Source organism: Paenibacillus sp. ALE3, from assembly GCF_054113405.1.
The window spans coordinates 5,317,532-5,332,939 of the sequence record NZ_CM134214.1 but is presented as its reverse complement, the minus strand read 5'-3'; the positions used below and the strand labels follow the sequence as shown (position 1 = coordinate 5,332,939).

Sequence of the window (15,408 nt, the reverse complement as noted above, 5' to 3'; positions counted from 1 at the left end):
AGAGCCTATACACAATTTATACACATGTGGATAGGCTTGATTTTATTAGGGTTACAGATAGTTATCCACATATTCAGTGCGCCTATTACTATTACTAATATATTTTAAATATATACATCACCTATATAAGGCCCGCGTCAACGCGTGCTTGAAGGATTAAAACCCGTAGGAGGAACTTATGAAGATTAGCATTCTGAAAAACGTTTTGAACGAGGCCATACAACATGTATCCAAAGCGATATCCAGTCGGACGACAATTCCAATTTTGAGTGGTATTAAGCTGGATGTGAATCACCAGGGAGTCACACTGACCGCTAGCGATACAGATATCTCTATTCAATCCTTTATTCCGATGGAGGATGGTGACCAAACGGTCGTTCAGATCGAACAACCCGGCAGTGTAGTGCTACCCGCTAAATTCTTTGTTGAAATTATCAAAAAGTTGCCGTCTCAGGAGATCCGTATGGAGGTAAAAGACCAATTCCAAACCTTTATCTCATCCGGTGCTACTGAAATTCAGATCGTTGGTTTGGACCCTGAAGAATTTCCGGTGCTTCCCAACATTGAGGAAAATCAAGTGATCTCTGTGCCAGGTGATTTGCTTAAAAATATGATTAAACAGACGGTATTCTCCATCTCTACCCATGAAACGACACCTATTTTGACTGGTGTATTGTGGAATCTGGCTGAGGGCGAATTGAAATTTGTCGCAACGGACCGCCACCGCCTTGCCACCCGTAGCGCTCATTTGGAGACGTCTGAAGGCTTGCGTTTTAGCAATGTTGTCATTGCAGGCAAAACGCTCAATGAGCTGAGCAGAATTATTCCGGATCAAAATATGCTTGTGGATATTGTCGTAGCGGACAATCAGGTATTATTTAAGGTGGATCGCGTGTTATTTTACTCCCGCATCTTGGACGGCACCTATCCTGATACTTCTAGAATTATTCCGACTTCTTACAAAACAGAACTGATTGTGGACACAAAAAGTTTGAGCGAGTCTATTGACCGTGCTTATTTGCTGTCCCGTGAGGAAAAAACGAATATTGTAAAAATGCAATCGTTGGAAAACGGTGATCTAGAGATTTCCTCCAGCTCATCTGAACTTGGTAAAGTGCGTGAGGAAGTAAATGTATCCAAATTTGAGGGAGAACCACTCAAAATCTCGTTCAACTCCAAATATATGCTCGACGTGCTGAAGGTAATTGACAGCGAGCAGCTGACGATTGCTTTTACCGGCATTATGAGCCCCATTATTTTAAAACCGGCAGATTCCAGCAATGCGCTGTATATCATCCTGCCATATCGCACAACCAACTAGCGTCACCCACCCGAACAAGCGAAAGGATGAACAGGCCTTGAAAGCAATATCTATACAGACCGAATACATCAAGCTCGATCAATTTTTGAAATTAGCCGATTGTGTATCCACAGGAGGCATGGCTAAAGCCCTACTGCAGGAGGGGCAAGTCCGCGTTAATGGTGAGCCAGAAGAACGTCGCGGAAGAAAATTGTACCCAGGCGATACCGTAGAAGTAGAGGACATTGGACGTTTCGAGGTTACGGCAGGAGCATGATCGCCTGAACGGCAAGGACTCCTTTTAGGTGCGGAATAACAAGGGGGACCCTATGTGTTTGTGAACAACATTGTTTTGCAGCAGTACCGGAACTATGAACAGCTGGAGCTGAATGAATTCGGGCCCGTTAATTTGCTGATCGGACAAAATGCGCAAGGCAAAACGAATCTGGTTGAGGCGATTTTTGTATTGGCTTTAACTAAAAGTCACCGAACGTCCCGCGACAAGGAATTAATTTCTTTCGGGGCTACTTCCACCCATCTAGCTGCCGATGTGGATAAGAAATACGGGAAAATCAGATTGGATCTCTCGTTATCCACACAAGGCAAAAAAGCAAAGATCAACGGGCTAGAGCAGCGAAAGCTGAGCGATTTTATCGGTTCGTTAAACGTGGTCATGTTTGCGCCCGAGGATCTGGAAATTGTCAAAGGAACACCGGGGGTTCGCCGCCGGTTTCTTGACATGGAAATTGGACAAGTTGCGCCAGGATATTTGTATCATTTGCAGCAATATCAGAAAGTGCTGGTTCAGCGGAATAACCTGCTCAAGCAAGCTTGGGGTAAAGATATGGCGTCCGTGCAGCTGATGCTGGAGGTATGGAATGAGCAACTTGTTGAGCATGGTGTTAAAATTGTAAAAAAGCGGAAACAATTTATAACAAAGCTACAAAAGTGGGCCCAGGCCATTCATGAAGGGATTGCAGGTGGGACAGAAGAGTTAAAATTAACCTATGTTCCCTCTTTCGGTGAGCCAGAGGAAGAAGATGAAGCTGTCTTATTGGAGCGATTTATGATAAAGTTATCCCAAATGAGGGAACAGGAAATCCGCCGTGGCATGACTTTGGCGGGACCCCATCGTGATGATTTGGCCTTTGCCATTAACGGCAGAGAAGTGCATACGTATGGCTCTCAGGGGCAGCAGCGAACGACGGCCCTGTCTTTGAAGCTGGCCGAAATAGAATTAATTCATGAGGAAATTGGGGAGTATCCTATCCTGCTGCTGGATGATGTGTTGTCCGAGCTGGACCCCTATCGTCAGACTCAGCTGATCGAGACTTTCCAAAGCAAGGTACAGACCTTTATCACGGCAACCGGGATTGAGACGTTGAACGCAGAACGACTTAAGGGTGCCCATATTTATCACGTCCACGACGGGCATGTGGAACACTAAGGAGTGAGTGACCGGTATGTATATTCATCTGGGTGGAGAAAAGATCATCCGCTCGTCAGAGCTTGTGGCTATTTTCGATATCTCGATTGAAAAATCCTCTAAAATCTCCAAACAATACGTGAACCACGCCCAACAGCAAAAGCATGTCGAGATGATTGGCGAAGAGGAAGCCAAGTCCATCGTAGTGACTCAGAATACGGTGTATTATTCCCCCATCTCCTCAACAACACTCAAAAAGCGGGCAAACCAGTTTGTTGCCAATGCTTAACCATAGAAATCTATAGAAGTAGGTGAAAGGCATGTCTATGAATCAACCGTCTTATGATGCGGGCGAGATTCAGGTCCTCGAAGGCCTGGAAGCGGTTCGGAAACGTCCCGGGATGTATATTGGCTCCACGAGCGTCAAGGGGCTCCATCATCTGGTCTGGGAAGTTGTGGACAACAGTATTGACGAAGCGCTGGCGGGTTATTGTAACAGCATTCAAGTTGTCGTTCACAAAGATAATAGCATTACCGTTACAGATAACGGCCGCGGTATTCCGGTAAGTGAACACGCCAAAATGAAAAAATCAGCGCTGGAAGTCGTAATGACCGTACTTCACGCAGGTGGTAAATTCGGAGGCGGAGGGTACAAGGTGTCTGGTGGTCTGCACGGGGTTGGTGTATCCGTGGTGAACGCGCTCTCCAGCAAAATGATCGTTCATGTCAAACGGGATGGACATGTATATGAGCAGGAATACCATCGTGGTGCTCCACAGTATGATGTCAGAGTCATCGGTGATACAGAAGAGACAGGTACCCAAACGACCTTCTATCCGGACGAACAAATCTTTACCGAAACGACCGTATATGACTATGATACGCTGCAGACGCGGATTCGTGAGCTGGCTTTCCTGAACAAAGGCATTGCAATTAGCTTGACCGATGAACGGACAGGCGCCAGCGATACATTCCACTATGAGGGTGGAATCAGTGAATATGTGCAGTTTCTGAATCAAAAAAGAGAAGCACTGCATGAACAGCCGATTTATGTCGAAGGCTCTCGTGACATGATTCAGGTCGAAGTTGCATTGCAATATAACGACAGCTATACCGAGAATATTTATTCTTTTGCCAACAATATCAACACCCATGAGGGCGGAACTCATGAATCAGGTTTCAAGAGTGCATTAACCCGGATTATTAACGATTATGCACGCAAAAATGGCTTGATTAAGGATAACAACGCCAATTTGACCGGTGACGATGTACGTGAAGGTTTGACAGCGATCATCTCCGTCAAAATCCCAGAACCACAGTTTGAGGGTCAGACTAAAACAAAGCTCGGCAACAGTGAAGTGCGAGGAATTGTCGAGTCTCTGTTCGCAGAGAAACTCCAGGAATTCCTGGAGGAAAACCCGTCCGTCTCCCGCCGTGTGGTTGATAAATCATTACAAGCAGCTCGAGCCCGGGAAGCAGCGCGCAAAGCGCGTGAACTTACACGTCGCAAAAGTGCGTTGGAAATTAGTTCGCTCCCAGGTAAGCTGGCGGATTGCTCCTCTAAGGACGCTTCGATCAGTGAATTGTACATCGTCGAAGGTGACTCAGCAGGGGGATCGGCCAAGCAGGGGCGTGATCGTCACTTTCAAGCGATTTTGCCAATTCGCGGTAAAATCCTGAATGTTGAAAAGGCACGCTTGGACCGTATTTTGTCCAGTGATGAAATACGTTCGATGGTAACAGCAATGGGTACAGGGATCGGAGATGATTTTGACATCACCAAAGCCCGTTACCACAAGGTCATTATCATGACAGATGCCGATGTCGATGGTGCTCATATTCGCACATTGTTGCTGACGTTCTTCTATCGCTACATGCGCAAAATCATTGATGCGGGCTATATATACATTGCTCAGCCACCACTATTCAAAGTTGAGCGTAACAAAGTTGTTCGTTATGCGAACTCTGAGGCGGAACGTGACGAGATCATTAAGGAATTTGGAGAAAACGCGAAGTACAATGTACAGCGCTATAAAGGTTTGGGTGAGATGAATGCGACCCAACTTTGGGAAACCACGATGGACCCAGAGAGCCGTACAATGCTGCAGGTAACTGTCAGTGACGCGATGCTGGCTGATACGCTGTTCAATACCTTAATGGGTGACAATGTAGAACCTCGCCGTGACTTTATCCAAGAACATGCGAAGTACGTGAAAAACCTAGATTTCTAATGTGTGTTATTCCATCCTGATGGCTATGTTATCTGTTCATTTAGGATTGTATAGGAAAGAGTGCACAAGGGGCGCCCAAATGGGGCGTCCCTTTTCTTGTCATTAACCAGCCCGGATGGATTTGAATATTTAATTTCAATGTTTTAGGCCTTTTTCTTAGAGCGTACAGGTTTACCTGTGGATGCCGTATACCGGCCGTAGCCTACTGCATATCTGAATATTTTATGATAGAGGCTTTTGTTTGGGAGGGAAGCGAACACTTTGATGGCTGGTCTTGTATTGACCTCCAAAATCCACGGATAGTTTTGCTGATCCAATCCTACATCTAACCCGATTTCCCTTAAACGAGGGTATCTTTTTTGTAGCTGCCAAGCTACTCGCTCGCCCATTTTCGATAATTTTTGCTCCAGTCGAACGGCTTCCTTTACATCCATATATGGAGCCACCAGTTCATTGAAAAAGCGCGTTGTCCCACCGCTGTGATGATTGGTGACGACTTTGTCAGGAGCAGCTACACGCCCTACAATAAGCGTTGTTTCCCAGTGATGTCTCAAGTTCATCTGGGTTAATACCCTCAGATCGAAGGGACGGGCTTCATGCTGAAGAAGAGGAATTCCGCGTTGGATTAGATATTGACGTTTCTTTATACGAGAAGAAACCACCCTATGCAACTCATCCAGACTTTCAAAGGTGAGGATATCTACTTCATAGCGAAGCACATACCAAGTTCTCTCCTCGATGATTCCTTCTTCTGTCGGCGGAAGCTGCTCTGTCTGCCTTTCTGCGCGCATAACCCCTTTACCATAAGTACCATTATCCGGCTTAATATAGACAGTTCCATACACCGCCAACATTTCATTCAGGTGCTCAAACGTGTACAAACGTGTTTCCGGTATATAAGCGGCCAATGTCGGATGGGGAAGAATGGCATTTGTTTTGGCCCACTTACTGGATACTCGCTGAATAGACAAGTATTCTCATCCCTTTCTTTTCGAAATATGAGTCATGTACCTGGAATTCACACCCTTTAACAAAACAAGGGAAACTAAAGGACAAGCGCGTAAAACAATGATATAATAGAGAAATACGGCGTTTTTCGGAATTTTGCTAAGTAGAACCCTGACCGTATACGTATTGTATGTGGAAAAGGCCCTTAGGGTGGGGGCTAATCCCCAGTTCAGGGGAATTTGTTATAATCAGGGCTTGTAAGTTGTACAAGAAAATAGCAATCTGCTACAGGCAGAAGGGGAATGACGAGGGTTTTACGCTGTAAAGAGGACAAATGCGTTTAATTGTGCTCTTTTTGTGAAAGTAATATAATTATACAGATGAGGATTTCAGCCAAAATCCTGCGCAAGGAGCGGAGTATATAGGCAGTGTCTTGTTAGGCTTTTCACATAGAGAGCGCTGTATTGAAGGATGAGAAGGAGGACCAGCATGGCGGATCAAAATAACTCGCAAATCATCAATAGGGATATCGGAGTGGAAATGCGCGAATCCTTTATGGATTATGCCATGAGTATTATTGTTAGCCGTGCCTTGCCTGATGTGCGGGACGGACTGAAGCCGGTACACCGTCGTATTCTGTACGCGATGTCCGAGCTAGGCATGTCGCCAGATAAGCCTTATAAAAAATCGGCAAGAATCGTCGGTGAAGTTATCGGTAAGTACCACCCTCATGGTGATACGGCTGTGTATGATACGATGGTGCGGATGGCGCAGGATTTTTCCTTGCGTTATATGTTGGTGGATGGACACGGTAACTTTGGCTCCGTGGATGGAGATATGGCAGCAGCAATGCGTTACACTGAAGCACGGCTGTCCAAGATAGCCATGGAAATGCTCCGTGATTTGAACAAAGAGACCGTTGATTTTATGCCTAACTACGATGGTGAAGAGAACGAGCCTGTCGTATTGCCTGCACGTTATCCTAACTTGCTGGTTAACGGTGTCGGCGGGATTGCAGTTGGTATGGCAACCAATATTCCTCCGCATAACTTGGGAGAGGTTATCGATGGTGTACAAGCGCTGATCGAAAACCCTGACATTACGCCGATGGAACTTATGGATTACATTCAAGGGCCGGATTTCCCGACAGCAGGTTATATCTTAGGTCGCTCAGGCATTCGCCAGGCGTATCAGACTGGCCGCGGATCTGTGACCATGCGTGCGAAGACCACCATAGAAGAGATTGGCAATAAAGCACGGATTATCGTGCATGAGCTGCCTTACCAAGTGAACAAGGCTCGTCTGGTCGAGAAAATTGCTGAATTAGTGCGTGACAAGCGTATTGAAGGCATTACGGATCTTCGAGATGAATCCGACCGTACGGGTATGCGTATCGTTATCGAGTTGCGTAGAGATGTGAACCCGAACGTCGTTCTGAATAATCTGTTTAAACATACAGCCATGCAGTCCAATTTCGGTATCAATATGCTTGCGATTGTAAACAATGAGCCGAAGATTTTGAACCTGAAAGATGTCTTGTATTATTATCTCAAGCATCAGGTTGAGGTTATTCGTCGTCGGACAGAATTCGATCTGAAAAAAGCCGAAGCTAGAGCACACATTCTGGAAGGCTTGCGTATTGCTCTTGACCATCTGGACGAAGTTATTTCCTTGATTCGTTCTTCCCAAACTGCAGAAGCAGCCCGTGAAGGACTGATTGAGCGTTTCTCGCTGACTCTTGAGCAGGCTCAGGCTATTCTCGATATGCGTCTGCAACGCTTAACCGGTTTGGAACGTGAGAAGATCGAGAACGAATATAACGAGCTGATTCAAAAGATAATGGAATACCGTGAAATTTTGGCGAATGAGCATCTGGTACTCAACATCATTAGCGAAGAGCTGAATGAGCTGAAAGGACGCTTCGCCGATGATCGTCGCACTGAGATTACAGTGGGTGAAGAAAGTATTCTTGACGAGGATCTCATTCCGCGTGAAGACGTTATTATTACTGTAACCCATACTGGATATATCAAACGCCTTCCTGTTACTACGTATCGCAGTCAAAAACGCGGTGGTCGTGGTGTAGTAGGTATGGATACCAAAGATGAGGACTTCGTAGAGCATCTGTTCATTACGAATTCACATCATCATTTGTTATTCTTTACGGACAAGGGCAAGGTCTACCGGATTAAGGCTTATGAGATTCCAGACTTAAGCCGGACAGCTCGGGGGACACCGATTATTAACCTGATTCAGATTGAACAGGGTGAGTCGATCAATGCGGTAATTCCAATTGAGGAATTTGTGGAGGACAGTTATCTATTCTTTGCGACCCAACATGGGATTATTAAGAAAACACCTCTTGATGACTATGCGAATATCCGCAAAGGCGGCCTGATTGCCATTAACTTGCGCGAAGATGACGCCCTGATCGAAGTGAAGCTGACTGATGGACAGCAGGAAATGATTATCGGCACAGCACAAGGGATGTCTATCCGTTTCCCTGAAAGTGATGTACGATCTATGGGACGTAGTGCTACAGGAGTTAAAGGGATTAGTCTTGATGAAAGTGATGCTGTAATCGGCATGGATATCGTCAATACCGACCTGGATATTCTGATCGTAACGGCCAAGGGTTATGGCAAACGTACCCCTGCTGTGGATTATCGTATCCAGAGCCGCGGAGGCAAGGGGATCAAGACGATTAACGTTACCGATAAAAATGGCCCAGTTGTCGGCCTCAAGGTTGTAAAAGCCGAAGAGGACTTGATGATTATTACAGCTAGTGGCACCTTGATCCGGACTAGCATGGGGGAAATCTCCACGATGGGTCGGAATACGCAAGGGGTAAGACTGATTAATATTCGCGATGATGATTCGGTTGCAACGGTTTGTCGTGCGAACAAGAATGAGGAGCAAGATGAACTGCTTGAGGATTTATTAGAGGATGGAGGAACTGGTGAGGAGCCAACTCTATCATCTGCTGAACCAACTCTTGAAGTGAATACAGAAGATACGGAAGGTAACGATTCAGAATCTTGAGAACGAATAAGCCCTGAATATAGAAACAACAAATTTAGATTGAAGAGACTCTCTGGCTATTTGGTCAAGAGAGTCTTTTTTTTCTTGTTCAGGCTGATCAATTCAGACCAGTACGTTTTAAATGGCATAAAATGAATGTACAGGATCATTTCCAAGTAATATAATGACATCATAACTGGCAGCTGGAGCAGCTGTTGTGAGAACAGAGAGGTTGACCATGACAACTGTACCCGTATCCGAATTAAAAGCAGGACTTAAATTGCAAAGCGACGTTTTTACTGAAATGGGCAGCTTGCTACTACCGAAAGGGCGAATTCTGCTACCACGTGACTTAGAGATTTTAGAGGCGTTCCTGATTCAACAAGTAGAGGTAGGGACGGATGATATTGCAAAATCCGGTAGCGAGCCTACCACTGTTCGATCTGGGACAGCTGAATCGCAGGGAGCTTCGTTAGATGGGCGAGATGAATCTGAACAATTCCAGGATGAGTATGACAAAATGGTGATGCTTGTTAAGAATGCGTTTCAATCAGTGCTCGTCTCTAATTTATCTATATATGAGTTGCGGGGACAACTAGATTCCTTGCTGGCGCATATCCAACGCTATAATGTAATGACCTATACTCCGCCTGGTATGATCGAAGTGGACTATATTTTTCACAATGCCGTGCTAACCTCCCTTACCTCTTACTCCATTGCACAATGGATTGGGTTGCCTCAAAAGGATTGGATGCAGGTGGCTTTTGCCGGGTTGCTTCATGATATAGGGAATGCTAAGATGGACCCGTCCATTCTGTACAAGCCCTCCCAACTAACGCGGGAAGAGCAAGAAGAAGTACGCCGCCATACATCACTAGGATACCAATTGCTTAAAAATGTGAAGGCTATTAACGAAGGTGTGCGTTTGGCAGCTCTTCAGCATCACGAGAAAGTGGACGGTACTGGATATCCATTGCGTCTTAAAGGGGAGCAACTCCACATATACGCTAAAATCGTAGGGGTGGCTGATGTATTCCATGCCATGACTCTGGAGAAAACATACCGACCTGCCCAATCACCGTATCTGGTTCTAGAGCAAATCAAATCAGAATCATTTGGAAAGCTGGACCCAAGTGTCGTGCAAGTCTTCATTCAAAAGCTAACCCAATTTAATAATGGGACCAAGGTGCGTCTCAATGATAACCGTACAGGGGAAATTATATTTGCTGATCGAGACCACCCGACTCGTCCGTTGATTCAAGTAGATGGCGAGATCATTAACCTGATGCTTCAAAGAGAGCTTTATATCGAGTGTATTGTTACTTAACTGAGTTTTTTTAAAAAAACAGTTGCACAATATAGTGGATTTATGATATATTCTTTCTTGTCGCTTCAAGTGTTGAAATAAAAGAAGCAGAAAACACTCTTGAAAAAAAGTGTTGACACAAACCTGAACAACATGATATACTATAAAAGTTGCTGAGGGGAACGAAAGAAATCCTAAAGCAAACAAAGAATGTTTGATCTTTGAAAACTGAACAACGAGTGAGTAAACTGATTTTGTTCGCAAAATCAAACAATGAGATGTTTTATCTCGTCAGTTTCAAATGAGCTAATCGCTCTTTCGATAAACCAACTTCGGTTGGTCTTTAATGGAGAGTTTGATCCTGGCTCAGGACGAACGCTGGCGGCGTGCCTAATACATGCAAGTCGAGCGGGATTATTTAGAAGCTTGCTTCTAAATAATCTAGCGGCGGACGGGTGAGTAACACGTAGGCAACCTGCCCACAAGACAGGGATAACTACCGGAAACGGTAGCTAATACCCGATACATCCTTTTCCTGCATGGGAGAAGGAGGAAAGACGGAGCAATCTGTCACTTGTGGATGGGCCTGCGGCGCATTAGCTAGTTGGTGGGGTAATGGCCTACCAAGGCGACGATGCGTAGCCGACCTGAGAGGGTGATCGGCCACACTGGGACTGAGACACGGCCCAGACTCCTACGGGAGGCAGCAGTAGGGAATCTTCCGCAATGGGCGAAAGCCTGACGGAGCAACGCCGCGTGAGTGATGAAGGTTTTCGGATCGTAAAGCTCTGTTGCCAGGGAAGAACGTCTTGTAGAGTAACTGCTACAAGAGTGACGGTACCTGAGAAGAAAGCCCCGGCTAACTACGTGCCAGCAGCCGCGGTAATACGTAGGGGGCAAGCGTTGTCCGGAATTATTGGGCGTAAAGCGCGCGCAGGCGGCTCTTTAAGTCTGGTGTTTAATCCCGAGGCTCAACTTCGGGTCGCACTGGAAACTGGAGAGCTTGAGTGCAGAAGAGGAGAGTGGAATTCCACGTGTAGCGGTGAAATGCGTAGAGATGTGGAGGAACACCAGTGGCGAAGGCGACTCTCTGGGCTGTAACTGACGCTGAGGCGCGAAAGCGTGGGGAGCAAACAGGATTAGATACCCTGGTAGTCCACGCCGTAAACGATGAATGCTAGGTGTTAGGGGTTTCGATACCCTTGGTGCCGAAGTTAACACATTAAGCATTCCGCCTGGGGAGTACGGTCGCAAGACTGAAACTCAAAGGAATTGACGGGGACCCGCACAAGCAGTGGAGTATGTGGTTTAATTCGAAGCAACGCGAAGAACCTTACCAGGTCTTGACATCCCTCTGACCGGTCTAGAGATAGACCTTTCCTTCGGGACAGAGGAGACAGGTGGTGCATGGTTGTCGTCAGCTCGTGTCGTGAGATGTTGGGTTAAGTCCCGCAACGAGCGCAACCCTTATGCTTAGTTGCCAGCAGGTCAAGCTGGGCACTCTAAGCAGACTGCCGGTGACAAACCGGAGGAAGGTGGGGATGACGTCAAATCATCATGCCCCTTATGACCTGGGCTACACACGTACTACAATGGCCGGTACAACGGGAAGCGAAGCCGCGAGGTGGAGCCAATCCTAGAAAAGCCGGTCTCAGTTCGGATTGTAGGCTGCAACTCGCCTACATGAAGTCGGAATTGCTAGTAATCGCGGATCAGCATGCCGCGGTGAATACGTTCCCGGGTCTTGTACACACCGCCCGTCACACCACGAGAGTTTACAACACCCGAAGTCGGTGAGGTAACCGCAAGGAGCCAGCCGCCGAAGGTGGGGTAGATGATTGGGGTGAAGTCGTAACAAGGTAGCCGTATCGGAAGGTGCGGCTGGATCACCTCCTTTCTATGGAGAATCGTTTCCTGCGATGGAAACATTCAAATATGAAGCGTAAGCTTCAAAACTCAGGTTTAGGCCTGTTACTCACTCGTTGCTCAGTTTTGAGAGTTCAAACTCTCGAATTGCACCTTGAAAACTGGATACCGAAACGAAATTGCGTTTTAGAATATTCCTTTAAGCTGATCTTGTGTAAACAAGTGAAATAAAGGTAGCCAATAAGGAAAGATATTTTGCTTGTAGCAAAAATCATTTTCTTATTAAACATCGACATTTTCTTTCTGCGAAAGAAAAGTCTAGGTTAAGCTACAAAGAGCACACGGAGGATGCCTAGGCGCCAGGAGCCGACGAAGGACGTGGCGAACAACGATAAGGCCTCGGGGAGCTGTAAGCAAGCTTTGATCCGGGGATGTCCGAATGGGGAAACCCGGCTGTCTTCATCGACAGTCGCTACTCACTGAATTCATAGGTGAGTGAGAGGCAGACCAGGGGAACTGAAACATCTAAGTACCCTGAGGAAGAGAAAACAATAGTGATTCCGTCAGTAGCGGCGAGCGAACGCGGATTAGCCCAAACCAAGGAGCTTGCTCCTTGGGGTTGTGGGACGTCTCACATGGAGTTACAAAGGAACCGGTTAGATGAAGAGGTCTGGAAAGGCCCGCCAGAGAAGGTAAAAGCCCTGTAGTTCAAAACTTGTTCCCTCCGAGACGGATCCCGAGTAGTGCGGGGCACGTGAAACCCCGTATGAATCCGGCAGGACCATCTGCCAAGGCTAAATACTCCCTGGCGACCGATAGTGAAGCAGTACCGTGAGGGAAAGGTGAAAAGCACCCCGGAAGGGGAGTGAAATAGATCCTGAAACCGTGTGCTTACAAGAAGTCAGAGCCCGATCGATGGGTGATGGCGTGCCTTTTGTAGAATGAACCGGCGAGTTACGTTCCCGTGCAAGGTTAAGGTGAAGAGCTGAAGCCGCAGCGAAAGCGAGTCTGAATAGGGCGAATGAGTACGTGGACGTAGACCCGAAACCGGGTGATCTACCCCTGTCCAGGGTGAAGGTGCGGTAACACGCACTGGAGGCCCGAACCCACGCATGTTGAAAAATGCGGGGATGAGGTGGGGGTAGCGGAGAAATTCCAATCGAACCCGGAGATAGCTGGTTCTCCCCGAAATAGCTTTAGGGCTAGCCTCGGAAAAAAGAATCGTGGAGGTAGAGCACTGATTGGGTGCGGGGCCCGCAAGGGTTACCAAGCTCAGTCAAACTCCGAATGCCATAGATTTAGTTCCGGGAGTCAGACAGTGAGTGCTAAGATCCATTGTCGAAAGGGAAACAGCCCAGACCATCAGCTAAGGTCCCCAAGTGTGTGTTAAGTGGGAAAGGATGTGGAGTTGCACAGACAACCAGGATGTTGGCTTAGAAGCAGCCACCATTGAAAGAGTGCGTAATAGCTCACTGGTCGAGTGACTCTGCGCCGAAAATGTAACGGGGCTAAACACACCACCGAAGCTATGGCTTGATGCTTGCATCAGGGGTAGGGGAGCGTTGAATGCGGGTTGAAGGTGTACCGGAAGGAGCGCTGGACTGCATTCAAGTGAGAATGCCGGTATGAGTAACGAAAAGATCTGTGAGAATCAGATCCGCCGAAAGCCTAAGGGTTCCTGAGGAAGGTTCGTCCGCTCAGGGTAAGTCGGGACCTAAGGCGAGGCCGATAGGCGTAGTCGAAGGACAACAGGTCGAAATTCCTGTACCACCGTAATCCGTTATGAGCGATGGGGTGACGCAGTAGGGTAGTGACGCGGACTGATGGATGTCCGTCTAAGCAGTGAGGCTGATGTGTAGGCAAATCCGCACATCGTAAGGCTGGGCTGTGATGGGGAGCGAAAATTGGAGTAGCGAAGGTCATGATCTCAGACTGCCAAGAAAAGCCTCTAGCCAGGAGAAGGTGCCCGTACCGCAAACCGACACAGGTAGGCGAGAAGAGAATTCTAAGGCGCGCGGAAGAACTCTCGTTAAGGAACTCGGCAAAATGACCCCGTAACTTCGGGAGAAGGGGTGCCTCGGTAGGGTGAATAGCCCGAGGGGGCCGCAGTGAAAAGGCCCAAGCGACTGTTTAGCAAAAACACAGGTCTGTGCGAAGCCGCAAGGCGAAGTATACGGGCTGACGCCTGCCCGGTGCTGGAAGGTTAAGGGGAGTGGTAAGCCTTCGGGCGAAGCTATGAACCGAAGCCCCAGTAAACGGCGGCCGTAACTATAACGGTCCTAAGGTAGCGAAATTCCTTGTCAGGTAAATTCTGACCCGCACGAATGGCGTAACGACTTGGGCGCTGTCTCAACGAGAGATCCGGTGAAATTTTAATACCTGTGAAGATGCAGGTTACCCGCGACAAGACGGAAAGACCCCATGGAGCTTTACTGCAGCTTGATATTGAATTTGGGTACGATCTGTACAGGATAGGTGGGAGCCGTTGAATCTTGAGCGCCAGCTTGAGAGGAGGCATCCTTGGGATACCACCCTGATCGTATCTAGGTTCTAACTTGGTACCGTGATCCGGTGCGAGGACAGTGTCAGGTGGGCAGTTTGACTGGGGCGGTCGCCTCCTAAAGAGTAACGGAGGCGCCCCAAGGTTCCCTCAGAATGGTTGGAAATCATTCGAAGAGTGCAAAGGCAGAAGGGAGCTTGACTGCGAGACCTACAAGTCGAGCAGGGACGAAAGTCGGGCTTAGTGATCCGGTGGTACCGCATGGAAGGGCCATCGCTCAACGGATAAAAGCTACCCTGGGGATAACAGGCTTATCTCCCCCAAGAGTCCACATCGACGGGGAGGTTTGGCACCTCGATGTCGGCTCATCGCATCCTGGGGCTGAAGTAGGTCCCAAGGGTTGGGCTGTTCGCCCATTAAAGCGGTACGCGAGCTGGGTTCAGAACGTCGTGAGACAGTTCGGTCCCTATCTGTCGTGGGCGTAGGAAATTTGAGAGGAGCTGTCCTTAGTACGAGAGGACCGGGATGGACGTACCGCTGGTGTACCAGTTGTTCCGCCAGGAGCACCGCTGGGTAGCTATGTACGGAAGGGATAAGCGCTGAAAGCATCTAAGCGTGAAGCCCCCCTCAAGATGAGATTTCCCAGTATGTAAGACCCCTTGAAGACGACGAGGTAGATAGGTTGGGGGTGGAAGTGCAGTAATGCATGGAGCTGACCAATACTAATCGGTCGAGGGCTTATCCTAAGATAAGACGCAAGGAAGTTTCGGATCCAGTTTTCAGGGTGTAATCTTGAAGTTAGAATTTGCG

The 15,408-nt window shown here is 47.6% G+C and carries 8 protein-coding genes and 2 rRNA genes; 9 read left to right on the top strand and 1 reads right to left on the bottom strand.

The window, feature by feature from the left end; all coding sequences use genetic code 11:
* The first annotated feature begins 178 nt into the window (after positions 1-178).
* The 5 genes from dnaN to gyrB are packed head-to-tail and all read left to right on the top strand — an operon-like array spanning position 179 to position 4,957.
* Positions 179-1,321 (top strand): DNA polymerase III subunit beta, encoded by a 1,143-nt coding sequence (gene dnaN, locus ACXHJ2_RS23905; protein ID WP_013368645.1) that lies wholly within the window; start codon positions 179-181, stop codon positions 1,319-1,321.
* A gap of 37 nt (positions 1,322-1,358) precedes the next feature.
* Positions 1,359-1,577, top strand: a complete 219-nt coding sequence (gene yaaA, locus ACXHJ2_RS23900) for a S4 domain-containing protein YaaA (protein ID WP_013368646.1) — start codon at positions 1,359-1,361, stop codon at positions 1,575-1,577.
* 54 nt (positions 1,578-1,631) lie between these two features.
* The gene (gene recF / locus ACXHJ2_RS23895; protein WP_013368647.1) at positions 1,632-2,747 is read left to right on the top strand and encodes a DNA replication/repair protein RecF; all 1,116 of its coding nucleotides are present in this window, start codon (positions 1,632-1,634) and stop codon (positions 2,745-2,747) included.
* Positions 2,748-2,763: 16 nt separating this feature from the next.
* Positions 2,764-3,015, top strand: a complete 252-nt coding sequence (remB, locus tag ACXHJ2_RS23890; protein ID WP_007433255.1) for an extracellular matrix regulator RemB — start codon at positions 2,764-2,766, stop codon at positions 3,013-3,015.
* A gap of 31 nt (positions 3,016-3,046) precedes the next feature.
* Positions 3,047-4,957, top strand: coding sequence for a DNA topoisomerase (ATP-hydrolyzing) subunit B (gyrB, locus tag ACXHJ2_RS23885; protein WP_013368648.1), 1,911 nt, complete (start codon positions 3,047-3,049; stop codon positions 4,955-4,957).
* A 143-nt stretch (positions 4,958-5,100) separates the two neighbouring features.
* Here the strand turns inward: gyrB and ACXHJ2_RS23880 are convergent, their stop codons facing one another.
* Positions 5,101-5,928, bottom strand: coding sequence for a YheC/YheD family protein (locus tag ACXHJ2_RS23880; RefSeq protein ID WP_165082270.1), 828 nt, complete (start codon positions 5,926-5,928; stop codon positions 5,101-5,103).
* A 466-nt stretch (positions 5,929-6,394) separates the two neighbouring features.
* On the opposite strand from ACXHJ2_RS23880, the gene gyrA reads away from it, so the two are divergent.
* The 4 genes from gyrA (at position 6,395) to ACXHJ2_RS23860 (ending at position 15,344) form a co-directional block, all read left to right on the top strand.
* Entirely contained in the window at positions 6,395-8,947 is a 2,553-nt protein-coding gene (gene gyrA, locus ACXHJ2_RS23875; RefSeq protein WP_165082272.1) for a DNA gyrase subunit A, read from the top strand.
* 217 nt (positions 8,948-9,164) lie between these two features.
* Complete coding sequence (locus ACXHJ2_RS23870; RefSeq protein ID WP_165082286.1) at positions 9,165-10,253, top strand: HD-GYP domain-containing protein; 1,089 nt, start codon at positions 9,165-9,167, stop codon at positions 10,251-10,253.
* Positions 10,254-10,575: 322 nt separating this feature from the next.
* Positions 10,576-12,129 (top strand): 16S ribosomal RNA (locus tag ACXHJ2_RS23865).
* Positions 12,130-12,419: 290 nt separating this feature from the next.
* Positions 12,420-15,344 (top strand): 23S ribosomal RNA (locus tag ACXHJ2_RS23860).
* The 16S and 23S rRNA genes sit together here, the layout of an rRNA operon.
* Positions 15,345-15,408 lie beyond the last annotated feature (64 nt).